This is a genomic window from Promicromonospora sp. NPDC023805, from assembly GCF_040639635.1.
GTDB lineage: Bacteria > Actinomycetota > Actinomycetes > Actinomycetales > Cellulomonadaceae > Promicromonospora.
Genome location: NZ_JBFAAH010000011.1, coordinates 43,905 through 69,772 on the forward strand (window position 1 = coordinate 43,905; position 25,868 = coordinate 69,772).

Annotated in this window: 23 protein-coding genes; 8 read left to right on the forward strand and 15 right to left on the reverse strand. The window is 72.2% G+C overall.

All coding sequences use genetic code 11. From position 1 onward, the window contains the following. Positions 1-186: 186 nt before the first annotated feature. The 5 genes from coaD to AB0F70_RS12910 all read right to left on the reverse strand — a co-directional run bounded on the left by coaD (position 187) and on the right by AB0F70_RS12910 (position 6,489). On the reverse strand, positions 187-684 hold the full coding sequence (coaD, locus tag AB0F70_RS12890; RefSeq protein ID WP_357448447.1) for a pantetheine-phosphate adenylyltransferase: 498 nt from the start codon (positions 682-684) through the stop codon (positions 187-189). Then, positions 681-1,343, reverse strand: a complete 663-nt coding sequence (gene rsmD / locus AB0F70_RS12895) for a 16S rRNA (guanine(966)-N(2))-methyltransferase RsmD (RefSeq protein WP_357448449.1) — start codon at positions 1,341-1,343, stop codon at positions 681-683. Before rsmD ends, coaD begins: the two co-directional genes overlap by 4 nt. A 96-nt stretch (positions 1,344-1,439) precedes the next feature. Continuing rightward, a complete protein-coding gene (locus AB0F70_RS12900; protein ID WP_357448451.1) occupies positions 1,440-2,414 on the reverse strand; it encodes an endonuclease/exonuclease/phosphatase family protein in 975 nt (324 codons plus the stop codon). Positions 2,415-2,524: 110 nt separating this feature from the next. Then, on the reverse strand, positions 2,525-4,786 hold the full coding sequence (locus tag AB0F70_RS12905; protein WP_357448453.1) for an ATP-dependent DNA helicase RecG: 2,262 nt from the start codon (positions 4,784-4,786) through the stop codon (positions 2,525-2,527). Next, positions 4,783-6,489 (reverse strand): DAK2 domain-containing protein, encoded by a 1,707-nt coding sequence (locus AB0F70_RS12910; RefSeq protein WP_357448455.1) that lies wholly within the window; start codon positions 6,487-6,489, stop codon positions 4,783-4,785. The genes AB0F70_RS12905 and AB0F70_RS12910 overlap by 4 nt, the downstream gene beginning before the upstream one ends. Before the next feature lie 364 nt (positions 6,490-6,853). Here AB0F70_RS12910 and rpmB point away from each other — a divergent pair, with 364 nt between their 5' ends. Both rpmB and AB0F70_RS12920 read left to right on the forward strand, forming a co-directional pair. Further along, positions 6,854-7,051, forward strand: coding sequence for a 50S ribosomal protein L28 (rpmB, locus tag AB0F70_RS12915; RefSeq protein WP_357448457.1), 198 nt, complete (start codon positions 6,854-6,856; stop codon positions 7,049-7,051). A 169-nt stretch (positions 7,052-7,220) separates the two neighbouring features. Then, on the forward strand, positions 7,221-7,733 hold the full coding sequence (locus tag AB0F70_RS12920; protein WP_357448459.1) for an N-acetyltransferase: 513 nt from the start codon (positions 7,221-7,223) through the stop codon (positions 7,731-7,733). Between the two features lie 73 nt (positions 7,734-7,806). On the opposite strand, the gene AB0F70_RS12925 is transcribed toward AB0F70_RS12920, so the two are convergent. Further along, the gene (locus AB0F70_RS12925) at positions 7,807-8,895 is read right to left on the reverse strand and encodes a thiamine-phosphate kinase (RefSeq protein WP_357448461.1); all 1,089 of its coding nucleotides are present in this window, start codon (positions 8,893-8,895) and stop codon (positions 7,807-7,809) included. A 118-nt stretch (positions 8,896-9,013) separates the two neighbouring features. Here AB0F70_RS12925 and AB0F70_RS12930 point away from each other — a divergent pair, with 118 nt between their 5' ends. Next, positions 9,014-9,490 carry a DUF3515 family protein gene (locus tag AB0F70_RS12930; protein WP_357448463.1) on the forward strand — a complete coding sequence of 159 codons (477 nt, stop codon included), beginning with the start codon at positions 9,014-9,016 and terminating at the stop codon, positions 9,488-9,490. Beyond that, positions 9,487-10,227 carry a helix-turn-helix domain-containing protein gene (locus AB0F70_RS12935; RefSeq protein ID WP_357448466.1) on the forward strand — a complete coding sequence of 247 codons (741 nt, stop codon included), beginning with the start codon at positions 9,487-9,489 and terminating at the stop codon, positions 10,225-10,227. The genes AB0F70_RS12930 and AB0F70_RS12935 overlap by 4 nt, the downstream gene beginning before the upstream one ends. A gap of 26 nt (positions 10,228-10,253) precedes the next feature. On the opposite strand, the gene AB0F70_RS12940 is transcribed toward AB0F70_RS12935, so the two are convergent. The 4 genes from AB0F70_RS12940 to AB0F70_RS12955 form a co-directional block, all read right to left on the reverse strand. Beyond that, positions 10,254-10,787, reverse strand: a complete 534-nt coding sequence (locus AB0F70_RS12940) for a hypothetical protein (protein ID WP_357448468.1) — start codon at positions 10,785-10,787, stop codon at positions 10,254-10,256. Positions 10,788-10,860: 73 nt separating this feature from the next. Further along, positions 10,861-12,009: a D-alanine--D-alanine ligase family protein gene (locus tag AB0F70_RS12945; RefSeq protein WP_357448470.1), complete on the reverse strand. Its 1,149-nt coding sequence runs from the start codon at positions 12,007-12,009 to the stop codon at positions 10,861-10,863. Between the two features lie 6 nt (positions 12,010-12,015). After that, the gene (locus AB0F70_RS12950) at positions 12,016-13,611 is read right to left on the reverse strand and encodes an AMP-binding protein (RefSeq protein ID WP_357448472.1); all 1,596 of its coding nucleotides are present in this window, start codon (positions 13,609-13,611) and stop codon (positions 12,016-12,018) included. Positions 13,612-13,673: 62 nt separating this feature from the next. Then, positions 13,674-15,377 carry an aldehyde dehydrogenase family protein gene (locus AB0F70_RS12955; protein ID WP_357448474.1) on the reverse strand — a complete coding sequence of 568 codons (1,704 nt, stop codon included), beginning with the start codon at positions 15,375-15,377 and terminating at the stop codon, positions 13,674-13,676. 158 nt (positions 15,378-15,535) lie between these two features. Between AB0F70_RS12955 and AB0F70_RS12960 the strand changes: the two genes are divergently transcribed. Together AB0F70_RS12960 and AB0F70_RS12965 are read left to right on the forward strand one after the other, a co-directional pair. Next, positions 15,536-16,699 carry a helix-turn-helix domain-containing protein gene (locus AB0F70_RS12960; RefSeq protein ID WP_357448476.1) on the forward strand — a complete coding sequence of 388 codons (1,164 nt, stop codon included), beginning with the start codon at positions 15,536-15,538 and terminating at the stop codon, positions 16,697-16,699. An 89-nt stretch (positions 16,700-16,788) separates the two neighbouring features. Next, a complete protein-coding gene (locus AB0F70_RS12965; protein WP_357448478.1) occupies positions 16,789-17,958 on the forward strand; it encodes an acyl-CoA dehydrogenase family protein in 1,170 nt (389 codons plus the stop codon). Positions 17,959-18,003: 45 nt separating this feature from the next. Here AB0F70_RS12965 and AB0F70_RS12970 read toward each other — a convergent pair whose 3' ends face one another. Together AB0F70_RS12970 and AB0F70_RS12975 are read right to left on the reverse strand one after the other, a co-directional pair. Continuing rightward, the gene (locus AB0F70_RS12970) at positions 18,004-19,182 is read right to left on the reverse strand and encodes a PLP-dependent transferase (protein ID WP_357448480.1); all 1,179 of its coding nucleotides are present in this window, start codon (positions 19,180-19,182) and stop codon (positions 18,004-18,006) included. A 60-nt stretch (positions 19,183-19,242) separates the two neighbouring features. Then, positions 19,243-20,559, reverse strand: coding sequence for an MFS transporter (locus tag AB0F70_RS12975; RefSeq protein WP_357448482.1), 1,317 nt, complete (start codon positions 20,557-20,559; stop codon positions 19,243-19,245). Positions 20,560-20,630: 71 nt separating this feature from the next. Between AB0F70_RS12975 and AB0F70_RS12980 the strand changes: the two genes are divergently transcribed. Continuing rightward, a complete protein-coding gene (locus tag AB0F70_RS12980; protein WP_357448484.1) occupies positions 20,631-21,605 on the forward strand; it encodes a helix-turn-helix domain-containing protein in 975 nt (324 codons plus the stop codon). A 75-nt stretch (positions 21,606-21,680) separates the two neighbouring features. Then, positions 21,681-22,385 (forward strand): hypothetical protein, encoded by a 705-nt coding sequence (locus AB0F70_RS12985; RefSeq protein ID WP_357448486.1) that lies wholly within the window; start codon positions 21,681-21,683, stop codon positions 22,383-22,385. Between the two features lie 75 nt (positions 22,386-22,460). On the opposite strand, the gene AB0F70_RS12990 is transcribed toward AB0F70_RS12985, so the two are convergent. The 3 genes from AB0F70_RS12990 to murA all read right to left on the reverse strand — a co-directional run bounded on the left by AB0F70_RS12990 (position 22,461) and on the right by murA (position 25,651). After that, complete coding sequence (locus AB0F70_RS12990; protein ID WP_357448488.1) at positions 22,461-23,495, reverse strand: NAD(P)H-dependent glycerol-3-phosphate dehydrogenase; 1,035 nt, start codon at positions 23,493-23,495, stop codon at positions 22,461-22,463. Beyond that, positions 23,492-24,247, reverse strand: coding sequence for a lysophospholipid acyltransferase family protein (locus AB0F70_RS12995; protein WP_357448490.1), 756 nt, complete (start codon positions 24,245-24,247; stop codon positions 23,492-23,494). Before AB0F70_RS12995 ends, AB0F70_RS12990 begins: the two co-directional genes overlap by 4 nt. Before the next feature lie 87 nt (positions 24,248-24,334). Continuing rightward, positions 24,335-25,651, reverse strand: a complete 1,317-nt coding sequence (gene murA, locus AB0F70_RS13000; RefSeq protein ID WP_357448492.1) for a UDP-N-acetylglucosamine 1-carboxyvinyltransferase — start codon at positions 25,649-25,651, stop codon at positions 24,335-24,337. Positions 25,652-25,868 lie beyond the last annotated feature (217 nt).

Consider the following 25,868-nt stretch of genomic DNA (forward strand, 5'->3'; position numbering starts at 1 on the left):
GCGACTTCGGTACGCGGGAAATAACAGACTCCGTGAAGGCAGTGTCCGAGAGGACGGTGAAGGGGGGTGGACCCGGCGCAAGCCATCACGCCACGGGCCAAAAACCAATCCTACGACATGGAACAGGGCTCACGCGCGCTCGTGCGGGGTGACAGCCCTCACGGGCTGCTCCGCCGGACGGCCCGGCTACTGACCCAGCGCCGTCCGCAGCGCCGCGACGACGCCCGCCGGCACCAGGTCGTCGACCGGTCCCCCGTGCCGCACTATGTCCTTCACCAGCGACGACGCGACGTGCGCGTACCGCTGGTCACCCGGCAGGAAGATCGTCTCGACGCCCGACAGGTGCCGGTTCATGAGCGCCATCGGCTGCTCCGCGTCGAAGTCGCCGCCCCCGCGCAGCCCCTTCACGACGGCGACCGCGCCGATCTCCCGGCAGAAGTCCACCAGCAGCCCCGGCACGACGTCGACCCGTACCCGCGACATCGCGGGTTCCGTCTGAGCGCCGCTGCGCACCGCCGCCCGCACGAGCTCGGCGCGCGTCTCCAGGTCGAGCAGGCCTGACTTGCCGGGATTCTTCGCGATGCCGACCACCACGTCGTCGAACATCGTGGCGGCGCGGCGCACGATGTCCAGGTGGCCGAGGGTGATGGGGTCGAACGACCCGGGGCAGACGACAGTGGTCACGCGTCCACGCTATCCGACGGCCCTGCGCCCGACGGCCCTGCGTCCGATGGCTCGGTGTCCGAGGGCTCGGTGTCCGAGGGCTCCACGTAGTAGACCGCCGTGTCGCCGTAGTCCTTGCGTGCGAACGCGGCGAGGCCGTCGGGCCAGGCCGGCTCGGGCGTGCGGATCGAGCGCTCGACGACGAGCACCGCGCCGTCGGCCAGGACACCCGGGGCCGCCAGGTGCGTCAGCACGGTGGCGAGCGCGTCCGGGTCGAGGTCGTAGGGCGGGTCGAGGAAGACCAGGTCCAGGGCCGCCGTCGTGCCGGGAGCAGCGGGGCGCGGCCCTGCACCCGCCAGCGACGCCGCGAATCGCTCGGCGGTCTCCGTGACGACACGCACCGTGGTCAGGCCCAGCCCGGCCACGTTCCTGCGCGCGACGTCGGCCGCCGGCCGCGCACTGTCGACCAGGGTGACCGATGCGGCGCCGCGGCTGGCCGCCTCCAGCCCGAGCGCACCCGAGCCGGTGTAGAGGTCGAGCACGCGGGCGCCGTCGAGCACACCGAGATGCTCCAGCCGGGAGAAGATCGCCTCGCGGACGCGGTCGCTCGTGGGCCGGGTGCCTTTACCCGGCACGGCAATGGTGCGTCCGCCGAGCACTCCGGCCACGATCCTGGTCACCCGGCGAGCCTAACCCGCCCCACTGCTCGTTGAGTGCTGGATTTTCGCCCCGAAACGGCCGACAAGAGGGCGAATATCCAGCACTCAACGATGGGGTCAGGACCAGGGGGTGTCGATGTGCGCGACCAGCGGGAGGTGGTCGCTGGCCGTCCGGGCCAGGGTGCGGACCTCAGTGACCGTGGCTCCGCGCGCTAGCACGTGGTCGATCTGGGCGACCGGGAAGGCCTCGGGATAGGTGAACGGGAAGCCGGTCGTCGGGGCGGTGACCAGGTTCGTCAGGGGCGCTATCGCACCGTCCGCCAGCACCGCGTTCAGGTCTCCCGCGACGATCACCGTCTCGTTCTCCTCGGCGTTGACGGCGTCCGCCAGCTCGGACGCACTCGCGTTGCGCAGCTCCGTCTCGAACCCGCCGCTCCCGAGGCGGACCGAGGGCAGGTGCGCGACGAACAGAGCGACCGGGCCGCCCTCCCGCTGGATCACCACGCGCACGCACCGGTCCCAGGAGGCGTCGATGCCCTCGGGCCGGATGTCGACGGCGGTGGCGCCATCGAGCGGGAACCTGGACCAGACACCGACGGTGCCCTGCGTCTCGTGGTGCGGCAGCGTCTCGCCAAACGCCTGGGTGTACTCCTCTGCCACGGTGTCGGACACCTCGGTCAGTGTCACGATGTCCGGCTCGGCGGCCAGGAGCACCTCCGCGGTACCCGCAACGTCGGAGTTGGTGTCGCTGGCGTTGTGCTGCACCACCGTCAGGTCGCCGGGCACCGGGTCCACCGGACGCACCTGTGGCAGGAAGACCCAGATCCAGGCGGCGAGCGGGAGCAGGACGGCAAGGATCGCGAGCGCCGACCGCCGCAGCAGCGCGGCGAGGATCCCGAGCGGGACCGCGAGCCCGAGCCAGGGCAGGAACGACTGGACGAGACTGCCCAGGTTCCCCCAGCGGTTCGGCACGACATCGTGGGCGACGAGCAGCACTGCGGCCACCAGGGAACCGAGCGCCAGCAGCCTCCCGCGCTGCCACGCGCTCTTTCCCGGCGGGCCGGTATGGATCGCATGCTTTGCGTCCGTCATCGGCGGGGACTCTATCGGCTGTGCGTTTCGGGCGTAAGGAGTAGGTCATTCCTTTCACCCCCGAGTTATTTCACCCTGCTGAAACCTGGCCAGGGCTCACCTGGGGCCGTTCAGGCCCGTTCGAGGAACTCCTCCTGGTCCTCGTCGAGCTGCGCGCGGATCGCCTTCGCGAGCTCGGGGAACTCCGTCAGGTCGGGGGACGCCCGTACGACGTCGACGGCCGCGGCGCGCGCCTCCTCGATGAGGCCGGCGTCCTTGACCACGCGCAGCAGGCGCAGGGAGCTGGTCCGGCCGGACTGCGCCGCGCCGAGCACGTCGCCCTCGCTGCGCAGCTCCAGGTCGAGGTTCGCGAGCTTGAAACCGTCGGTGGTCTGGGTCATCGCCTCCAGGCGGGCGAAGGCTGGGGTGCCGGGCTCCGCGTCGGACACCAGGAGGCACAGGCCCGGGTCGGTGCCTCGCCCCACGCGCCCCCGCAGCTGGTGCAGCTGCGAGATGCCGAACCGGTCGGCGTCGAAGATCACCATCGCCGTGGCCTCGGGGACGTCTACGCCCACCTCGATCACGGTGGTGGCGACCAGGACCGGAGCCTCCCCGGAGGCGAACCGGGCCATCGCCGCCTCCTTCTGGTCGGGCGGTAGCTGTCCGTGCAGGGTGCCGATCTCGATGCCCGCCAGCTCGGGCCGCGAGCGCAGCTCCTCGACGACCTCGAGCACGGCGCGCAGCGACGGTCGGTCAGAGCCGCCCTCGGCCTCGGCTCCGGAGAGGTCGAGGAAATCGGGCACGTCGTCGAAGTCCTTGGCGGTCGTGCTGGTCTCCTCGTCCGGGTGGATCCGCGCGCAGACGACGTAGGCGCGGCGTCCGGCGTCGACCTCCTCGCGGACGCGGGCCCAGGTGCGGTCCGTCCAGCGGGTGTTGCCGGCCGGGACTGCGACGGTGGTGATGCCCGCTCGCCCGGCGGGCACCTCGGTGAGGGACGACGTCTCCAGGTCGCCGAAGACCGTCATCGCCACGGTGCGCGGGATGGGCGTGGCGGTCATGACCAGGAGGTGCGGGGACACCCGCCCCTTGGCGCGCAGCGCATCCCGTTGCTCGACGCCGAAGCGGTGCTGCTCGTCCACGACGACGAGGCCGAGGTCGGCGAACTGCACCTGTTCCGACAGGAGCGCGTGCGTGCCCACCACTATGCCTGCCTCGCCGCTCGCGGCCTGGAGCAGCGCCGCCTTGCGGGCCTTCGCGCCGAGCGAGCCGGTGAGCAGGGCCACCCGGGTGCTCGTGCCGGTGCGCTCCGCGCCGAAGAGGGTGCCGCCCTCGGCCATCGGGCCGAGCAGGGCGCGCAGGGTCCTGGCGTGCTGCGAGGCGAGCACCTCGGTGGGTGCGAGCAGCGCGGCCTGGCCGCCGGCGTCGACCACCTGCAGCATGGCGCGCAGCGCGACCACCGTCTTGCCGCTGCCGACCTCACCCTGGAGCAGCCGGTGCATCGGGCGCGGGCTGGCGAGCTCGGCGGCTATCTCGTCGCCCACCTCGCGCTGGCCGTCGGTGAGCACGAAGGGCAGCGAGGCGTCGAAGTCCGCGAGGAGGCCGGGCTTCCCCGCGGGTAGCGGCGGCCGGGCGGTGGCGTCCTCGGCGGCGGTCCGGGCCCGGCGCTGCGCGAGCGCCGTCTGGAGCACGAACGCCTCCTCGAACCGCATCCGGTGCTGGGCGCGGTAGGCCTCCTCGAGCGTCGCCGGCCGGTGCAGGCTGCGCAGCGCACCGCCTCGCTCTGGCAGGCCCCGGCTCTCTCGTACGTCGGAGGGCACCGGGTCGGGCACGTCGGCGTCGGTCAGTGTGTCGAGCACTACGCGCAGGGCGCCCTGGATCTTCCAGCTCGGGATACCGGCCGCCGCCGGATAGATCGGGATGGGCTTGGTCGCGTGCTCCAGGAGCGCCTCGTCGCTGTCGAGGTCGGACTCCTCCCCCATCAGCGTGAAGTCCGGGTGGCTGAGCTGCCGCGACCCCCTGTACAGGCCGACGGTTCCGGTGAACAGGCCCTTTGCTCCCGGGACCAGCCGCTTCTCGTGGTTGAAGAGCGAGCCGCGGTGCTTGCCGAAGAACGTGAGCGACAGCCGGCTCTTCCCGTCCGTCACCACTACCTCCATGAGCGCGCCCGTGCGGTTGCGCATGGGTCGCACGGTCGCCTGCTCCACGCGGGCCAGGATGGTCACGTGCTCGCCCACCTCGAGCGCCGCGATGTCCGAGAGCGCGCCCGGGTCGGCGTACCGGCGCGGGTAGTGGCCCAGCAGGTCGCCGACGGTCTGCAGCTTGAGCTTGCCCAGGGCGGTCGCCGTCCGCTTGTCGAAGGCCCGTTCCAGGCGCTCGTCCGCCCGCTCGGTCATGCGTGCTCCTCCTCCATGCCCAGGCATACGCCGTCGCCCGGGCGGCCCGTCGCCAGGACGACGAGCTCCGCCTCCGGCGCGCGCTCCGTGAGCGCTGCGGCGAGCAGGTCGGGCAGACCGTCCGGGACCTGCGCGTCGAGCAGCGCCGTCACCACGATGGTCGCCGGTCCCGCCGCGGCGCGCAGGGCCTCGACGGCGGCATCGCTGCGCACTGACGTCACGGTCAGCCCCGCGAGCGCCTCGTCCACCGTCCCGCGTACGTCGACGTCGAGCTCGTCGGGCAGGCCGATCGGCAGGAGCGTCCCGAGTGCGGCCAGCGCCACGACGGCGTGCACGTCGGTGGGTGTCGGCACGGCGATGACCTCGTCGACGTCAAGATACTTCTGCACATCAGCTGGCCCGTCCGGCACCCCGAGGAGCAGCACGCGCCGGGCTCCGGTCGATGCGGCGACACGGCCGACGTCGTCGGCCGTCAGTGCCTCGACGGTGCTGCCGAGCCCGCCCGTGAGCAGTACGACGGCGCCCGCGTGCGCGAGCGCCCCGGCGAGCGCAGGGGCCGACGTCGCCGCGACGACGCCCCACTCGTGCTGCGCCACTGCTTCGAGGTGCCGCACGTGCACCTGGGCCAGGGAGCCCGTGCGTGACACCTCCGCAGCGATGGCGAGCGCCCGGTCGAGGTGGTCGGTGTGGACGTGTGCCTGCCAGACGCCGGTTCCGGTGCCCGCGTCGCCGCCGACCACGACCACCGAGTCGCCCACCTCGCCCAGTGCGGTGCGCAGCCCGGCCGCCACGGTGTCGGCCGTAGCCGCAACCGGCCCGGTGAGCACGAACATGAGCTCGAGGGCGCCCGCGCCGGCCTCGGCGCCGTGCGGCACGGCATCTGGCGCCGCCGGGCCGACCGCCGGCGTGCCGCTCATGGGCGACGGGGCGGGTTCGAGCAGCTGGTCCAGGTTCACGGAGTCCATGCTGCCGTCCGCCTCTGACACTCCGGCGGCGACTCCGCTCATGGCTCCAGCAGTAGCCTCAGCAGCGGCCCCGGCAGTGGCGACGACCAGCGCGTCGAGCACGAGAACCAGGCCGAGGGCTCCGGCGTCGAGCACACCCGCCGTACGGAGCTGGTGGAGCTCGTCCCGGCTGGCGCGAGCAGCGGAGCGCGCGGCGGCCGCGGCGGCGGACACGACCGCCAGCGGTCCGGCATCCCCGTCGACAGAGCCCTCGGCAGCGCGCGCGGCAGCCGCCGCGGCATCGGCCGCCGTGAGGATCGTGCCCTCGGCGGGCTGCGCCACCGCGGACCTGGCGGACGTCGCCGCCCGGGTGAGCAGGTCCGCCGCTCCACCGCCACGCCGCGCCGCCACCGCCAGGCCGCGCAGCCACTCGCTGAGGATCACGCCCGAGTTGCCGCGCGCACCCAGCAGGGCTGCCCTGGCGAGCGCCGTCAGCAGCTCCGCGCCGGTCGCCTCCGCGGGCGCCGCCGCGACCGCCCGGTCCCCCTCGCGGAGGGTCAGGTACAGGTTGGTGCCGGTGTCGGCGTCGGCGACAGGGAAGACGTTCACCCGGTCGATCGCGGCACGCTCACGCCGCAGTGCGGCCGTCGCACCACGGGTCCAGACGCGCACCAGTCCCGGGTCCTCGAGACGGACGCCGTCCGGGAACGAACCCGGACCAGAATCGGCCGGCCGGCTGCTGCTGTCGACGTCGGTCACGCTCTGCCCTCCTGCATACGGCTGAACACATATGGCTGAACCATGTGGCTGAACAACGGACCGGACGCCCGCCCGGACGGATCCCACCGTACCCAGCGGCCGGACCGCTCGCGTCCGGCCGTCCACAGGCCCGATACCCGGCTCGTGCTCTGCTCGTACTCTGCTCGGACCCGCCACCGACGGTGTGACGCACCCCGCGGTGGCTACGGTTTGAGGGCCCGGCCCGGGATCGGGTACTCTGTGAAAGTTGCCTGGTCCGCTACGAAGCGTTGATCGCTCTGAAGCGTCCGGGCTCCCCCTTTTTGACCACCCATCACGTCGTGCTGCGTTTCTGCACAGGCGTGCACGACATTCAGGAGACACCGTGGCTGCCAACTGCGACGTCTGCGGCAAGGGCCCGGGCTTTGGGCACTCTGTTTCGCACTCTCACATCCGCACCAAGCGCCGCTGGAACCCGAACATCCAGCGCGTCCGCGCGATCGTGAGCGGGACTCCCAAGCGCGTCAACGTGTGCACCTCCTGCCTCAAGGCCGGCAAGGTCACGCGCAAGGTTTCGGCCTGACGCTGCCGCAGCCGGGTCGCTGACGCGGCCCGTCATGCTTGGACGAAGACGTTTGACGAAGACGCCTGTCGGGTTTGCACCTGGCGGGCGTCTTCGGCGTTCCCGTAGCCTTCAATCGGACCCGAAGAAGTGGTTGCGCCTCGCACCCACAGGGTGAAAAGGTGAGGTCATGATGGCACCGGAAGATGTGACCATCCGCCCAGCAACGACGACCGACGCCGAAGCCATCGCTCGTGTCGACATCGCCTCCTGGCGTGGTGCTTACTCAGAGATCCTGTCCGACTCGTACCTGTCCTCGCTCGACGTGGGCGAGCGCGCCGGGCGGTGGAACGCGGCAGTCGCCGCGCGCGACGTCACAGTGCTCGTCGCGGAGGACGAGAGCGGCACCGTAGGTTTCACGAGCGTCGGTCCGTCCCGCGACGAGGACGCCGAACCGGGCGACCGCGAGATCTACGCCATCTACCTGCATCCGCGCGCCTGGGGTACCGGTGTAGCCCGTGACCTGATGCGTACGGTGCTCGACGGACTCACCCCCGGCACCGTCGTGTCGCTCTGGATCCTCGAGGGCAACGAACGCGCGCAGCACTTCTACCGGCGGCACGGGTTCCAGCCCGACGGGACCGAGCGCATCGACGACATAGGCGGCCAGCCGCTCACGCAGCTCCGCTTCCGCAAGCGCTGACCCCACCGAGGTAGACCTCTGGCGAGGTAGTCACCTGCGTGACTACCTCGCCAGAGGTCTACCTCGCCAGAGGTCAGGAGCGAAAGTGGTCCCAGCCCTGACCGACGTCGAGCGTCTCGCCACCGATCGTGACGACCGGTCCAGCCTCCTCGCCGTCCTGCGCCTCTCCGACGGCGCGCACCTGGCCGACGGCGGTCCAGCCCGCCGGCAGCCGGGTGCCGGCGGGAAACGTGGCGAGCAGCCCGTGGTCCTCTCCGCCCGCCCAGATCCACTTGCCGACCAGGCCGTCGATGTCGGCGTTCCCCGGCCCCCAGCCGGGGTCGCCGAGGCCTGTCGCCGCGGCCACCGCACGCGCCGCGGATCGCAGCGCTTCCCGGTCCTTCGCGAACGCCCCGGCATCGAGGTCGATCCGCACACCGCTCGCGCGCGCCACCCGTCCGGCGTCACGCAGCAGACCGTCGGACAGGTCGAGCATCGAGGTGGCGCCCGCCTGACCTGCCAGGACACCCGCCGCCAGGGGCGGGTCCGGCCGTAGGTACGCGGCGACGAGCCGTTCCCACTCGTCCTCGAGGAGCACGCCGTCGGTGACCTCCAGCGGGGCCGCGGACAGCGGCACGCGGACCAGGTCCGTCTCCAGGAGCGCCAGCCCGGCGGCCGACCAGCCGCGCACCCCGGCGTGCGCGACGACGTCGCCCGGCCGGGCGCCCGACCGCAGCACCGGCGAACGTCCCTCCAGGTCACCGTGCACGGTGATGCTCACGACCAGGCACGGGCCACCGGACAGGTCCCCGCCGACGGCGCCCGCACCCGTCGACGCGCAGCCGTCCGCCAGCCCCCTGGCGAAGCCCGTCACCCAGTCCAGCTCGGTGTCACCCGGCACGACGAGGGACGTGACCAGCCCGGTCGGTCGCGCACCCATCGCGGCGATGTCGGCGAGGTTCTGCGCGGCGGCCCGCCGTCCGACGTCGTACCCGGTGGACCAGCGGGCGCGGAAGTGGCGGTCCTCGACCAGCACGTCGGTCGAGACGACGAACCGGCCGTCGGGTGCGGCGAGCACGGCGGCGTCGTCTCCGGGGCCGAGCAGCGTCGCACTCCCCCGGGGCAGCAGGGGCACTATGCGTTCGAGGATCTGCTCCTCGGAGAGGTCACGGACGCGGGTCACCGGTAGACCCTAAAGCCCCGCAGGGGCCGGATGCCGCATACCGGCTGGTGCGCGAGCCGCACACCGGCAGCAACGGGCATCGGGGACGGGCACTATCCGGTACGGGTAACGTATCTCCGTGCTTCCCGCCCGATTCGTGTTCGCAACGACCGCCGCCGTTCTCGCCGTCGTGGCGCTCGGAGGCTGTGCTCGAACGATCGGCGTGGAGGTCGCGCCGAACGCCGCCGACCCGAAGTGCGCCGAGGTCATGCTCGCCGTCCCGGACGAGCTCGGGCCGGACCTGCCGAAGCTGTCCACCAACGCCCAGGCCACCGCGGCATGGGGCGAACCGGGCGCCGCGGTCACCATGCGCTGCGGCGTGGCCCAGGTCGGACCCGCCGCGGACTGCCAGCACGTCGACTCGGGAGACGGGACCGCCGTCGACTGGATAGTCACCACCGACGACGCCGGCACCTGGTCGTTCGTCACCTACGGCCGTGAGCCCGCGGCCGAGGTGATCGTGCCGCCCGCGGTCACCGAGAACCACTCGACATCGTTTATTGCCGACCTCGCCGATGCCGTGACACAGGTACCTGCCACGAAGGAGTGTCAGTGAGCCCGGTTGTATCAGTAGTACCGGCGCAGTCGCGCCGCGAGCGCCTGCGCGACGAGCTGCGGCGTGAGGTCCTCGCCGCCGCACGCCACCAGCTCGCCGGACAGCACGGGCTGAGCAAGCTCACGATGGCCGCCGTCGCGAAGGAGGTGGGCGTCACGCCGCCGGCGTTGTACCGGCACTTCGAGAACCGGCAGGACGTCATCGCGCAGCTCTGCGTGCTCATCGTCGAGGAGGTGCTGGAGCTGCTCGCCGTAGCGGTGGCCCGGCAGGAGCCTGGCGACATCGCCGCCGCCCTGGTCGCCTCGACCCGGACCTCGCTCGACTGGGCGGTGCGCAACCCCGCGGAGTTCGACCTCGTCATCGGCTCCGGCATCCGCGCGGAGCTCACCGACAGCCACGCCCTCCAGCGCCGCATGGCCGAGATGGTCGGCGGCCACTACGTGCCGCTCTTCCGCGAGCTGGCGGCGGCGGGCATCCCGCGCCCGGCCCACGACGAGCTCGGCCCGGAGCTCGCCGAGCAGGTGAGCCGCTACCGCGACGCGGTGGGCGGCCACGACCTGCCGCTCGGCGTCGCCCACCTCATGGTCACGAGCTGGCGCCAGGTCTACGGGCTGCAGTGCATGGCGGTCTACGGCCACCAGGAGTTCGCGTTCGGCGACCACGTGGCGCTCCACGAGGACCTCGTCTCCGCGCTGCTGGTCCAGATGGGCCTGGAGCCGCACCCGACCGTGCGCTGAGCACCGGCCCAGCGCGCGAGCACGGGTCAGCGCACCATCGAGTCCCGGCCGGCCTCCATCGTGTGCAGCGCGTCCGCGTTCGTGATCAGCTGGACGGTCCCGTGATAGGAGATCTTCGGATCCTTCATCGCCGCGCCCACCAGCTCGGCGAGCGCCGCGAGGTGCCGCATGTCGTGCGCGCAGATGCGGTGCACGTGCTGGGTGGCGGTGACCATCTGCAGGGCGAAGACGGGGTACCTCCACAGCGGCTTCCAGAACCGGGTCCGCTGCCACACGCGAGCGACCGGCCAGGCCAGGCCCGCACAGGCCATGGCGAGCGCGGCCTCCCATGGGACGCCGTCGGCCCCCACCAGGCGGAGCAGCAGGACGATCACCGCGACGATGAAGAAGGGGTAGGCCACCTGGTTCGCCCAGGCACCGATGGGCTTAGGGCTCGCCACACCGACCACCTCCACCCGCATGACGTTGCTCAGGGCGAAGGTGGTGAGCCCGATGGTGAGCGCCCCGTTCGCGACCCGCACGTCACGCGCGGCGTAGCTGTAGCGGGGCTCGCCCCACATCTTGCCTCCTCAGGCACCGTCTCCGACCCGCCGACGAGGTGACGACCAGTCGCGAGAGGCAGAGTACAGGCGATCAGCGCAGGCCGGTGGACCGCTCGAGCGCGAGCTGGACGAGCTCGTCGATCAGCTCCGGATAGCTCATGCCCGAGGCCGCCCACATGCGCGGATACATCGAGTACGGCGTGAAGCCCGGCATGGTGTTGATCTCGTTCACCAGCACCCCGTCCTCGGGCGTCAGGAACATGTCCACGCGCGCCAGGCCCTCGGCGCCGATCGCCTCGAACGTCCGCACGGCGATCTCCTGGATCTCCTTGACGACATGGTCCGGCAGGTCGGCGGGGCAGCTGAGCTCCACGGCCGCCTCGTCGAAGTACTTGGCCTCGTAGTCGTAGAAGCCGTGCCTGGTCTCGTCGGTGACGACGATCTCGCCGGGCAGGGACGCGCGCGGGCGCTCCCCGCCCCGGCCGCCGAGCACCGCGCACTCGATCTCCCGGCCGCCGATACCCGCCTCGACCATCACCTTGGGGTCGTGCTCGCGCGCCTCCTCGACGGCGGCGTCCAGCTCGTCCAGCGAGACCACCCTGGAGATGCCGAGCGACGACCCGGACCGGGCGGGCTTGACGAACAGCGGCAGCCCCAGGGTCTCGACGGTCTGGCGGACGACGTCGCGGTGGTCCGGCCAGTCGCCCGGCCTGATCACCGCGTACGGGCCGATGGGCAGGCCGTGCCCCGCGAACACCAGCTTCATGAAGTGCTTGTCCATGCCGAGGGCGGACGCGAGCACACCGGAGCCGACGTACCGCGTGTCGGCGAACTCGAGCAGGCCCTGGACGGTGCCGTCCTCGCCGTACGGGCCGTGCAGCAGCGGGAACACCACGTCGATGTCGGCGAGGGCCGACGGCACCTGGCCCGGCTCGAGAACCCGCAGCACTGCGTCACCGGAGGTCAGCGGGAGCACCACCTCGGCGGCGGACGCCGGGACCTCTGGCACCTTGCCGTCGGCGATCGCCCAGCGCCCGGGCTCGTCGGCGGCGATGACCCACTGCCCGTTCGTGGTGATGCCGACGGGCACCACCTCGTACTTCGAGCGGTCGATGGCGCCCAGCACACCACCGGCGGTGGCGACGGAGATCCCGTGCTCGCCGGAGCGTCCCCCGAACAGGAGGACGACACGCGTCTTGCGGGCGGCCCTCGGCGCCGGCACGGGGTTCGTGGAGTCCACGGGGGCCTACGGGGTCGCCCGCAGATCCTTGCGGAGGATCTTCCCGGACGCCGACTTCGGCACCGCCTCGATGAACTCCACGGCCCGCACCTTCTTGTACGGGGCCACCTGCTCGGCGACGAACGCGATGACCTCGCCCTCGGTAAGGGTCGCCCCTGGCGCGGTCACGACGAACGCCTTGGGGATCTCGCCCGCTTCATCGGAGGGCACACCGATCACCGCGGCGTCGGCGATGCCGGGGTGGGACAGCAGCAGCGCCTCCAGCTCGGCGGGCGGCACCTGGTAGCCCTTGTACTTGATGAGCTCCTTGAGCCGGTCTACCACCTGGAACACGCCGTCGGCGTCGACGGTGACGATGTCGCCGGTGTGCAGGAACCCGTCGGGCTCAAGGGTGTCCTCCGTCGCCCGCGGGTTGCCGAGGTAGCCGGCCATCACGTTCGGCCCGCGGCACAGCAGCTCGCCCGGCCCGGAGACGCCCTCGGCCGGCTGCTCGATCTCGGCGCCCGTCGCCGGGTCGACGATCTTCGCCTCCATGTTGGCCACCAGCAGCCCCACCGACCCGGCCGAGATCTCGCTGCGGCCGAACGGGATGACGTGCGAGACCGGCGACATCTCCGTCATGCCGTAGCCCTGGAGCACCCGTACACCGGAGCCGAGCCGGGCCACCACCGCTGCCGCGAGCTTCTCGTCGAACGGCGCGGCACCGGACAGCACTGCCCGCACGGTGGAGACGTCGTACGAGTCCACGAGCGGGTGCTTGGCCAGGGCGAGCGCGATCGGCGGCGCCACGAACAGGAACGTCGCCCGGTGGTCCTGGATCACCCCGAGGTACTGCGCCAGGTCGAACCGGGGCAGCGTGACGAGCCGCGCCCGGGTGCGCAGCGCGACGTTGAGCAGCACGGTCATACCGTAGATGTGGAAGAACGGCAGGACGCACGGCACGACGTCGTCGCGCTCGACACCGATCGCGAAGCACTGCGCCACGTTCGCCACGAGGTTCGTGTGCGTCAGCATGACGCCCTTGGGGTGGCCCGTCGTACCCGACGAGTACGGCAGCACCGCGAGGTGCGTCGCCGGGTCGAACGAGACCTCGGGGGCCGGGTGCGGATCGGCAAGCAGGTCGGCCAGGGAGGTGTACTCGGGAGCCACCGCGGAGTCGCCGTCGAGCACCACTAGCTGCTCGTGCGCGAGGCCCGCACCCTTCGCGCCCGTCTCGGCCGCCAGGAGCAGCGCCGAGACGGTGATCACGAGCCGGGCGCCCGAGTCCAGGAGCTGCTTGGTGATGTCCGGGCTCGGCGACAGGGCGTTGATGGTGGTCACGGTCACGCCCGCGCGCAGCAGGCCGTGGAACACCGGCACGTAGGCGGGGATGTTCGGGGCGTGCAGCGCGACGACGTCGCCCACGCCGAAGCCTCGCGCCGCGACGGCACCCGCCACGGCGTCGATCTGCGCGAGCAGGGAACGGAACGACGTCTGAGCACCGCTGACGCCGTCGACCACCGCCACGCGGTCCAGCTCGTCCCCGGTGAGATCACCGAACAGGTACTCGTGGACGCTGACGGACGGGATCACCACGTCGGGCAGCATGCTCCGGACAACCATCGTCGGTCTCCTTCTTCTGTGGCACCGGACCGCCGTTGGCCCCGTGCAAGAGCATTCTGCCGTCAGGAACGGAAGGCCGCGAGCAGCACCGGCACCAGCCGCTTCCACGACGGCGCCGCCGCGTAGCGGGTGAGCGCCCGGCCCGTGTCCGTCACGCTCCGGGAGCTGCCGAACCACGGCGGCTTCGGGAAGAGCGAGAGCTCGCCGTGCAGCACGCTGCGCGGGAACGCGCGGAAGGGCCCCGTCACGACGCTGCGCTCGGGCCCGGCCAGCAGGTGCCCGTTGTGCACGACGTCGATGCCGGAGCCGACGTCGGCCACCGTGTGCCCGGGGAACGCGCCCCACGTGGCGCCGGACAGGAGGAAGCCCATGCCGGTCCACGCGTTGATCGCTATGTTGCCGTAGCGCAGGTCGGCGATCGCGGCGTCGAACACGGCGCCTGCCGCCCTGCGGTCCTGTGGCCGCACCAGCACGTTGGCGCCCAGCGTCCCGTACAGGGAGTCGTTGGCGAAGCCGACGGCGGCCCGCAGGAACTGCGTGCCCTGCCCGGGAAGCTGCGTCCATGCGAGCACCGGCGCGAAGTACTCGTCGGCGCACGCCGGGTCGTCCGCGGCGATCTCCATCAGGAGGCTGCCGGCCACCTGCTCGGCGTCGGGATGCGCGTCGGCCGCCCGCGCGACCTTGGCGTCCGCGCCCGGGTACCAGGTGCCGCGCGCCGGCGTCGTCGCCAGGGCGCGCCGCAGCTCGGCGAGGAACGCATCCTTCTGCGGCCAGTCCGCCGACAGCACGACCACCTGGCCCGCCACGCAGTTGTGGCCTGCGTTGTGCAGGCGCATGGTCGCCACGTGCTCGGCCTGGAACCGCAGGTCGGCGGCGCTCCACCGGCCGGGGACCACGATGACGGGCGCTACGCCGCCCAGCTCGCTCGTGATCGGCACCGTGAGCCTCGGGTCGGCCGCCGCCCGACGCCGCTCGGCCTCCTCGCCGGTGCCCCACACGATGGCGTCGTGCGTGACGGCGGAGCCGGTGATGTGCACCTTGTCGATGCCGCCGTGCCGCGTGAGGTAGGCGCCGACGGCGGCGTCGCCGTTGACGATCCGGACCACGCCGGCCTCGATCAGGGGCGCGAGGGCCGTGCGGTACACCTCGAGCAGGCCGGCGAACGTCGGGTTGAGCTTCACGAGCGAGGCCCGGTTGTGCGCGACGAGCTCGTAGAACGCGTCGAGCGGTGCGATGGACGAGACGTTGCCGGCGCCGAGCACCAGCCCGACGCCGCCGTACTCGCCGACCGCGCCGGCCCGCAGGCCCGCATCGGAGCGCACCTGCCGCTCCGGCACGCCCGGCGGCATCCACACCTCTGCCTCGAAACCGTTGAACAGCACCCACTCCTTGACGGTGCGCGGCAGCACCCGCACCGCCACGCGGCCACCCGGCGCGGTCCCGACGGCGAGCCCGTCGAGCGGCGACCCGCCCGCCGCGAGCGCCTCGTAGGACTGCGCGTAGGTGGCGGCGCTCTCCAGCGCGCCGTACGGGCCGGTCATCCATTCCTCGCCCGTGTAGGGGGCGGACGCCGGGATGTGCTTGGCCTCGGCGGCGGTCCTCACCCACTCCTCGGCGACGCCGGCGATCGACGCGTGCACCCTCCGGAACAGCGCCCCTCGGTCCGCGACCGGCAGCCGCGCCCACCGTTCGGCACCGGCCTTGAGCTCCTCGACCGCCTTGTCGAGCTCGCGCTCCGTGGTGGCTCGCGTGTCCGTCACGCTCATCAGCTGTCTCCTTCGACCGCACCGCATCCGACCGGGGCCCGCACTCACTGACCCGCCCTGCAATAGCCTATGGGTGCTGACGACCCCGGGCGAGACCCCCGAGCTTTACATCTCGACCTTCAGTGCACAGCGCGGCCGCCGCCGTTAGGCTGCCTGGTATGTCGGACATCGCCGTCAGCGGGGCCGTCAGCGGGCGTCACGACCTGCGTGATGCGCTCGACCTGCTGAGCGAGCAGGTCGCCGACGAGATCCTGCATGCCGAGCCCGTCCATCCCGACACTCACCTCCCGGCCGCCCTCGTCCAGCCCCTGGTCCGGGCCAACCTGGCGGAGATCCTCGCCGCGCTCGCCGGCGAGCCGTCGTCGCTCGGACCGGCGCGGGAGACCGGCCGCGTCACCGCCGCCGAAGGCATGCCGCTGGACCTGCTGCAGCACGCCTACCGCCTGGCCGGCCTGCGCATCTGGGAGGAGCTCGCCCGTCGGCTGCGCTCCCGGACCGACACCACAGCGCTGCTCCGCGCCTCGTCGCGCGTCTGGTTCGCCATCGACCGCTCGTCCAACGTGGCGGTGCGGACCCACCTCGAGTCCAGCGCGGGCCTGAGCGAGAACATGGCCCGCACCGAGCTCCTGCGCGGCGTCCTCACCGGCGCGGTGCACGACCTCGAGACCGCCCGGCGCGCGCTCGGCCTGCCCGCCGACGTGATGCTCGTCGTCGCCGTCACGGCACCCGGTATGCCCGCGGTCCCCGCGGCCCCCGCACCGGACCGCGGCGTCGCGGAACCACCTGGGCCGACCGTCCGCTGGCTCACGCACGAGGGCGCCCGGCTGACACTCGTGGCCGCGCACACCTCCGAGAACACGTACAACGCCCTGACGGGCCTCGCCGCACACACCCGGACGGGCGCGAGCCGGCCGTTCACGCGCCTGGCCGACGCGCCCGCCGCGCTCGTCGAGGCCCGCACGGCAGTGCGGTCCCTGCCCCTGGGCCGGGTCGGGCTCGCCCGCTACGGCGACCGTCCGCTGGACGCCCTGCTCGTGGCCGACGGCGAACGCGCCGCCGAGCTCGCGACCACGGTGCTCAGCGGGCTCAGGGACCGCGACCCCCGGGACGAGGAGCTGTTGCTCGCCACCGTCGAGGCCTGGTTCGAGCACGGCGGGTCAGGTACCAGGGCCGCGGCGGCGCTGCACTGCCACCGCAACACGGTGCTGAACCGGCTCGCGCGGGTCGCCGACCTGACGGGCCGCGACATCAACGACCCCCGGGCCGCCGCCGAGCTGTACACGGCGGTCCGCGCCCTCCGCCTCCAGGGCGAGCCGGCCTAGCTTCGCCGGGGCACCGCGCAGCTTCGGGCGGGTGATATCTGATGCCCGTTTCCAGCCCATAATTCGCCCTACGACGTTAGCCTCAGGACGTGACCCCTCTCCTGTCCGACGAGCTGCTTGCCACCCTGCGCGAGCGCGCCGCCGACTACGACCGAGACAACGCCTTCTTCGCCGAGGATCTGGCCGACCTGCAGGCCGCCGGCTACCTCGGCGCGATGGTCCCCACAGCGCTCGGCGGCGCGGGCCGGACGCTCCGCGAGACGGCTCGTGAACAGGCCAGGCTGTCCGCGCACGCGCCCGCGACGGCGCTGGCCGTGAACATGCATCACGTGTGGGTGGGTGTGGGTCGTTACCTGCACGACCGCGGCGACTCGTCGCTGGACTGGCTGCTGGCGGAGGCGGCGTCGGGAGAGGTCTTCGGCTTCGGCTACTCCGAGCCGGGCAACGACCTGGTGCTGCTCGGCTCGCGCACGGAGGCGCGGCCGGACGGCGCCGGGGGCTACTCGTTCCACGGCCGCAAGATCTTCACGTCGAACTCCCCCGCCTGGACGCGGCTTGGCGTGCTGGGGCTCGACTCGTCGAAGAACGGGCGGCGCGCCGAGCCGCGGCTCGTGCACGCCTTCGTCACGCGCGACGGCGGCGGGTTCGAGATCCTCGACGACTGGGACACGATAGGCATGCGCGCCTCCCAGTCGCGGTCCACGCTGCTCGACGGCGCGCACGCGCCCGCAGAGCGGGTGCTGCGGCTGCTGCCACCCGGTCCGTCGCTCGACCCGTACGTCCTGGGCATCTTCACGTCGTTCGAGGTGCTGCTCTCCTCCGTCTACGCGGGGATCGCGGACCGGGCGCTGGAGCTCGCCGTCGAGGCCGCCGGTCGTCGCACGTCGATGAAGACGGGCAAGAAGTACACCCAGGACCCCGACGTCCGCCGTCGTATCGCCGACATGGCCCTGGCACAGGACAGCGTCTGGCTCCAGATCGACGGGATCACCCGCGACCTCGACGCCTCGGCGTCGGACAGCACGCTGGACCGGGGCGCCGGCTGGTTCCGGGCGACCGCCGGGCTGAAGGTGCGCGTCACCGAGACGGCGCGCGAGGTCGTCGACCAGGCCGTCCGGGTGTCCGGCGGCTCCACCTACTTCAACGGGTCCGAGCTGGGCCGCCTCTACCGCGACGTGCTCGCGGGGATCTTCCACCCGTCCAGCGACGACTCCGCCCACGCCACGGTGGCGCAGTCCCTCCTGGGCCCTCTGGAGTAGCTGCGGCCCAGGTCGCCCAGAAACGTCCGGCGGACTTCTGTTCGATCACGCCCGGAGGGCCCGGTCCAGGTCCGACCAGAGGTCTTCCACGTCCTCGATGCCCACCGACAGGCGCAGCAGGTCCTCTGGCACCGTCTCGGCCTCGGTACCCCAGCGGCGGCGGCGTTCCAGCATGGACTCCACCCCGCCGAGCGACGTCGCGGGGAGCCAGAGGCGCACGGCGTCGACGACGGCGTCGGCCCGGCCGACCGGGTCCGCTGCCCCCGCCCGTGCCTTCGGGCGGACGCCGATGATCGCGCCGAACCCGTTCATCTGGGCCTTGGCCCGCTCGTGCCCCGGATCGCCGGACAGCGAGGGGTGCCGCACCTCGGCGACCTCTGGGTGCTCCGCGAGACGCCGGGCCAGCTCGGCCGCGCTCGCCTGGGCGCGCTCGAAACGCAGCGCCAGCGTGCGCAGGCCGCGCAGCGCCAGCCACACCTCGAACGGTCCGGCGATCGCGCCGTGCAGCGTGCGGTGCTCGCGCAGGGTCGCGGCGAGCTCCGCGTCGCGCGTCACGAGCGCGCCCAGCACGACGTCGGAGTGGCCCGCGAGGTACTTCGTCACCGAGTGCAGCACCACGTCGGCGCCGTGCTCCAGCGGGCGCTGGCCCAGCGGCGTCGCGAAGGTGTTGTCGACCACCGAGCGGACGCCCGCGGCGCGCGCCGCGCCGAGCACGGCGGGCAGGTCGGCGACCTCCAGCATCGGGTTGGTGGGCGACTCCACGAGCAGCAGGTCGGCGCCGTCGAGGGCCGCCACCACGGCGTCGGTGTCGGCGATGTCGACGTACCGCAGGGTCACGCCGTGCCGCTCCGAGACCTGGCGCGCGAGCACCATGCCTGCCTGGTAGGCGTGCCTCGGCAGCACGAGCGTGCCGCCGTCGGGCACCAGGGCGAAGACGGCGGCGACCGCCGCCATCCCGGACGAGAACACGAGCGCCTCGCCCGCCTCTCCCCCGCCGCACTCGAGGGCCGCCAGCGCCTCCTCGAACGGGTGCCAGGCGTCGTTGTCGCCGCGCGCGTACGACAGCTCGTCGGGCGTGACCACGCCGCGCGAGACGTACGTGGAGTTCATCGGGACGGACGAGTTGATGTGCCCGCCCTGGACCCGGGCGGGACGCCCGGCGGAGACGACGATCGTTGCGGGCGCGAACGCGGACTGCTCGGGGTGCTCAGGGGTGGTGCTCATGGCGGCGAGAATACGACGGGCCGGTCCCGGGGCGTGGACCCGTCCGCACCCCGACGGCCGTCAGACGGACGTCGCGTCCGCTCGCCGGCTCCGGATCACCAGGGACATGAGCGCCGCGCCCGCGCACAGGACGCCCGCGCCGTACCAGACGGCGTCGTACGAGCCGGTCAGGTCGCGCACCAGGCCGCCCGCGAACGCCACGACGCCGGCGCCGATCTGGTGCGAGGCGAGCACCCAGCCGAACACGATGGGTGCGTCCTCGCCGTAGAACTCGCGACACAGGGCGAGGGTGGGCGGCACGGTAGCCACCCAGTCCAGCCCGTAGAACACGATGAAGAACACCATCGGCAGCTCCACGGAGGGCGCCATGAGCGACGGCAGGAAGAGCAGCGCGATGCCGCGCAGCGTGTAGTAGACGCCCAGCAGGACACGCGGCGAGTAGCGGTCGGTCAGCCAGCCCGACCCGATGGTGCCGATCACGTCGACGACCCCGATGACCGCGAGCAGGCTCGCGGCGACAGTGATCGGCATGCCGTGATCGTGCGCGCCGGGGATGAAGTGCGTCCGGACCAGCCCGTTCGTCGTCGCACCGCAGATCGCGAACGCGCCGGCGAGCAGCCAGAACGGGCCGGTGCGGGCGGCGTCGAACAGTGCGGTGACCGCGCGCTTCGCGGACCCACGGGCGGGCGCGGGCTTCGGCACGTACTCGCCGCCGTAGGGCGCGAGGCCCAGGTCTGCCGGGTGGTCGCGCAGCAGGAACAGCACGAGCGGGATCGCCACGAGCGCGGCGATGGCCACCGTGACCGACGCCGGGCGCCAGCCCTGGTTCTCGACGATCCACGCGAGCAGCGGCAGGAACACCAGCTGGCCCGACGCCGTCGCCGCCGTCAGCACGCCGCTGACCAGGCCGCGCCGGGCCACGAACCAGCGCCCGGTCACGGTAGCGGTGAACGCGAGCGCCATGCTGCCGCTGCCCACCCCGACCAGGAGCCCCCAGCCGAGGATGAACTGCCACGGCTCCGACATCCACACGGTCGACAGCGCGCCCACGGTGATGACGACCAGCGCTGCCGTGACCACCGGACGCATGCCGAACCGGTCCATGAGCGCCGCGGCGAACGGCGCCGTCAGCCCGTACAGGATGACCTGCAGGCCGACGCCGAAGCCGATGGTCGCCCGCGACCAGCCGAGCTCCGCGTTCAGCGGCTCCACGAACAGGCCGGGTGCGGCAGTGAACGCGGCGGCGCTCATGACGGTCACGAAGCTGACCGCGGCGACCCACCAGGCGGGATGGATCCGGGCCGCCCGAGGGCGGGGAGCCGACGGCGGGGCCGACGCGCCATCGGCGTCGGGCACTGGCGTGCTGGTCTGGGTCACGGGCCTCAGTCTGCTGGGGCGAGGCGACCCGGGACAGTGACCGGAAGGTCACCATCCAATAGGATCGGGCCATGACCGCCCCGCACCGGGTCGCCGTGCTGATCGTCGACGGGTTCATCCCGTTCGAGCTCGGGATCGCGCACCGGATCTTCGGCATCGCGCGCGACGGCGAGCACAGGCCCCTCTACGAGGTGGTGACCTGCACGGCAGGCGCGCCCGGCCCGGTGCAGTCCGACTCGGACGTGGTGGTGCAGGTGGCACACGGCCCCGAGGCGCTGGAGACGGCGGACACCGTGGTCGTCCCCGCGTCGTACGAGTTCGGGCCGGTGTACGACGAGGGCCGCCTCACGCCCGAGCTCGAGGACGCCTTCCGGCGCATCCGGCCGGGCACCCGGCTCATGTCGATCTGCATCGGCGCGTTCGCGCTCGCCGCCGCCGGGATCCTCGACGGCCGCCCCGCCACCACGCACTGGAGCTCGGCCGAGCACTTCCAGAACCTGTTTCCCCAGGTCAAGATGGATCCCGGCGTGCTGTACACGGACGACGGCGACGTGCTCACCGCGGCGGGCGTCGCGTCCGGGATCGACCTGTGCCTGCACGTCGTGCGGCGCGACCACGGCGCCGCCGTCGCGCTCGACGTCGCCCGCCGCACGGTGGTGCCACCACACCGGGACGGTGGCCAGGCGCAGTACATCGCCCGGCCCATGCCCGACGCCGACGGGCCCGGCACCGCCGCGACCCGCGCCTGGGCGGCCGAGCGGCTGGCCGAGCCCGTGACGCTGGCCGCCATGGCCCGGCACGCCGCGATGTCGGTGCGGACGTTCACCCGCCGGTTCCGCGAGGAGACCGGCGAGAGCCCCGGGCAGTGGCTCCTCCGGCAGCGGGTCGAGCACGCACGGACGCTGCTGGAGTCCACCGACCTACCGGTCGAGCAGGTCGCGCGCCGGTGCGGTTTCGGCACCGCGCAGTCCTTACGAGCGCACATGCAGGCGACCCTCGGCGTGACGCCGACGGCCTACCGCCGGACGTTCCACGGGGCGGCCTGACCGCGTAGGTTGCGGTTCGGCGCCGTCGGCGGTCTCACCTGCCCGTGCGGCCCCGGATCGCACTAGCCTCGCTCCATGGGGACACGACGGAGAGCCACCGCGTTCATGCAGGCCGGCGTGCTGTTCGGCGCGCTGCTCCTGGCCGGCTGCACCCTAGGCGGCGACGAGCACGCCAACGACGGGCTGCCCGGCGATCCCACCCCCGCGCCGGTCGTCTCGGAGCCGGCCGAGCCGACGCCGTCGGACACCAAGGCCACCGAGGATCCGGGGACGGGCGACGACGCACCCGAGCCGGCCGTCACCGCCACCGAGACGGCCGCGGGCCCGCCCTTCGCGGCGAACACCAAGCCGGACACCGCCGAGCCGACGGGCGAGGGCGAGACCTTCCTGTCCGTCACGAACGTCCGCGTCGCCGAGCACGACCGCTACGACCGCGTGGTCTTCGACCTCGACGGCACGGGCAGCGGCCTGCCCGGCTGGCGTGTGGAGTACGTGGACGAGGCGACCGACGACGGCTCCGGGCACGCCGTCCAGGTCGACGGCGAAGCGATCCTGCGGGTGTCGCTCTCCGGCACGGCGAACCCGATGGACAGCGGCGTCGAGGAGTTCCCGGGCGACCGCATAGAGCCAGACGACACGGAGTCGGTGAACGAGATCGTGTACCGCTACTGGTTCGAGGGGTATACGACGGCGTTCCTCGGGATCGACGAGGGCAAGCGGCCGTTCCGGGTGTTCCTCCTGGAGAACCCGACGCGCGTGGTGGTCGACGTCCAGCACTGACCGTCCGCCCTGCGACGTGTCAGAAGCTCAGGTCACCGGAGTGACCTGAGCTTCTGACACGGACACCGGACGCCGTCAGCCCGCGACCTCCGACTTCTTGGGCCGCGCCAGCAGCGTGGCCGCCAGGTCGGCCAGCGGCAGCTTGCCGGCCAGCACCTCGACGACGCCCGCGGTGATCGGCATCTCGACGTCGTGCGCCCGGGCCAGCTCCAGCACCGACTCCGACGACTTCACGCCCTCGGCCGTGCCGCCGGTCACCTTGATCGCCTCGGCGAGCGTGAGCCCCTCGCCGATGTGCTTGCCGAGCCGGTGGTTACGCGACAGTGGTGAAGCGCAAGTCGCCGTCAGGTCACCCATGCCGGCCAGCCCGGAGAACGTGGCGGGCTCGGCCCCCAGCGCGAGGCCGAGGCGTGTGATCTCCACGAGGCCGCGCGTGATGAGCGTCGCCAGCGTGTTCCAGCCGAGGCCCTGGCCCTGGGCCATCCCGGCCGCGAGCGCGATGATGTTCTTCACCGCGCCGCACAGCTCCACGCCGACCACGTCGGTGTTCGTGTAGGGACGGAAGTACCTGGTCGAGCAGGCGTCCGCCACGAGCTGGGCGGTGGCCTCGCTGCGCGAGGCGACCACGGTCGCCGTCGGCTGGCGCTCGGCGATCTCGGGCGCCAGGTTGGGCCCGGAGACGACGGCGACCCGCTCGTCGGGCAGGTCGAGCACCTCGGCCATGACCTGGCTCATGCGCCTGTCCGTGCCGAGCTCGACACCCTTCATCAGGGAGACGACGACGGCGTCCGGCTCGACCAGGTCCTTCATCGACGACAGGGTGGCGCGGGCGACCTGGGACGGCACCGAGACCACGACTATCGACGCGCCCTTGAGGGCGACTGCCGGGTCGGTCGTGCCGTGCATCGCGGGCAGCTGCACGCCCGGCAGGTACTTCTCGTTGCGGTGCGTCTGGTCCACGGCGTCCAGCACCACGGCGTCGCGACCCCACAGGGTGACGTCGCACCCGGCGTCGGCCAGGACCATGGCGAAGGTGGTGCCCATCGAGCCGGCGCCGAGCACGGCGACCTTTGTCGGGTGGGGCAGGCTGACGGGCGGGGCGGCGCTCACGGGCGCTCCACCGGGGGGTAGGTAGTCATCTTGGCCTCGTAGTCGGGGTGCTTGCGCAGGTCGAACCTCGGCTTGGGCGCCACCTCGCCGCGGACCTGCTCCAGCTCGGCGGTGATGGCGTCCATGATGCGGCTGGTGGCCTCGCGCAGCGTCGCGGTGTCCTGCGGACGGTCGTACAGGTCGCTCAGGTCGACGGGCGGGCCGGTCTGGATGGTCACCTTCTTGCGCGGCCACGGCCAGCGCAGCATGCCGTACCGCGGCATGATCGCCGTGACGCCCCACTGCGCCACCGGGAGCACCGGCAGGCGGGTCGTCAGGGCGATCCGGGCCACGCCGGTCTTGCCCTCCATGGGCCAGTACTCGGGGTCCCGCGTCAGCGTCCCCTCGGGGAGGATCGCCACGCAGGCGCCGTCGCCGAGCTGGTCCGCCGCGTCCTTGAGGGACTCGGTGGCCTTGGCCGACTCCCGGTCCACCGGGATCATGTTGGTACCCCGCAGGGCCCAGCCCGTCAGGGGCGAGTCGAACAGGCCGCGCTTGGCCAGGATGCGCGGCTCGCGGCCCATGTCGAAGAGGTAGTGCGCCAGCGTCAGTGCGTCGAGCTCGGTGACGTGGTTGGCCGCGGCGATGAATCCGCCCTTGGCCGGGAAGTTCTCCCCACCCTTCCACTCGTACTTGCACAACGAGAACATGAGGTTCCGCACGATGAACGCGATGAAGCGGTACATGCGTGACTCAGGGCGTGGGATGGACACGGTCGGAAAGGATACTCGGCCCTGCCGCGCCGAGTGGCCGTGAGAGGTCTGTCGAAGTAGAGCGACAGACCTCTCACGCCAAGCTGGTCAGCCGCGGGTGACGTCGGCGCCGAGGGCGAGCAGCTTGTCCTGGAAGTTCTCGTAGCCGCGGTCGATCAGACCGATGCCGCGCACCGTGGACTGTCCCTTGGCGGCCAGGGCCGCGATGAGGTGGCTGAACCCGCCGCGCAGGTCAGGCACCACGATGTCGGCCGCGGAGAGCGGCGTCGGCCCGGAGATGACGGCGGAGTGGTGGAAGTTGCGCTGGCCGAACCGGCAGTCGCGCCCGCCCAGGCACTCCTTGTAGACCTGGATGGTCGCGCCCATCTTGCGCAGCGCGTCCGTGAAGCCGAAGCGGTTCTCGTAGACGGTCTCGTGCACGATCGACAGGCCGGTGGCCTGCGTGAGCGCGACGACGAGCGGCTGCTGCCAGTCGGTCATGAAGCCGGGGTGCACGTCGGTCTCGAGCACGATGGACTTCAGGTCGCCGCCGGCGTGCCAGAAGCGGATGCCGTCGTCCTGCACCTCGAACCGGCCGCCGACCTTCCGGAACGTGTTGAGGAACGTCATCATCTCGGGCTGGGTGGCGCCCTTGACGGTGATGTCGCCGCCCGTGGCGAGGGCCGCCGCGGCCCAGGAAGCGGTCTCGATCCGGTCGTTCAGGGCGGTGTGGCTGTAGCCCTCGAGGCGGTCGACGCCCTCGATGCGGATCACGCGGTCGGTGTCGACCGAGATGATGGCGCCCATCTTCTGCAGCACCGCGATGAGATCCATGATCTCCGGCTCGATCGCGGCGCCCGAGAGCTCGGTGATGCCGTCGGCGCGGACGGCGGTGAGCAGCGTCTGCTCGGTGGCGCCAACGGACGGGTACGGCAGGGAGATCTTGGTGCCCTGGAGGCGCCGCGGCGCCCGCAGGTGGATGCCGTTGGGTCGCTTGTCGACGACGGCGCCGAACTGGCGCAGGATGTCGAGGTGGTAGTCGATCGGGCGGTCGCCGATGCGGCAGCCGCCCAGGTCAGGGATGAATGCCTCGCCGAGCCGGTGCAGCAGCGGCCCGCAGAACAGGATCGGGATGCGGCTGGAACCCGCGTGGGCGTCGATGTCGGCCACGTGCGCCGACTCCACGTTGGACGGGTCGAGGTCGAGGATGCCCGCGTCGGTGTCGTACTTGACGTTCACACCGTGCAGGTCCAGGAGCCCCGAGACGACCTTGACGTCACGGATCTGCGGCACGTTCCGCAGCACGCTGGGGGTCTCCCCCAGCAGGGAAGCCACCATGGACTTCGACACGAAGTTCTTTGCGCCTCGAACGGTGATGGTCCCGTTCAACGGGGTGCCGCCGTTCACATACAGCAGATCGTTCATATCCTCGTCGTCATCTCGTTGTACCGATGATGGATTTCCGATGGTGGGGTCGGACTCTCAGTGGCTGAGGGCGTCCGGTCGGTCCTGATCCTTGTCCCCCACCGCCGGTCGTGCCAACACGGGCACGGTCGGGAGTATTCACCGTTCACTACACCTTCACTCGCGACGCACGCTGCCGCATCACGACACGCCAGGTGCACGCACGCGCGCGAGGTCG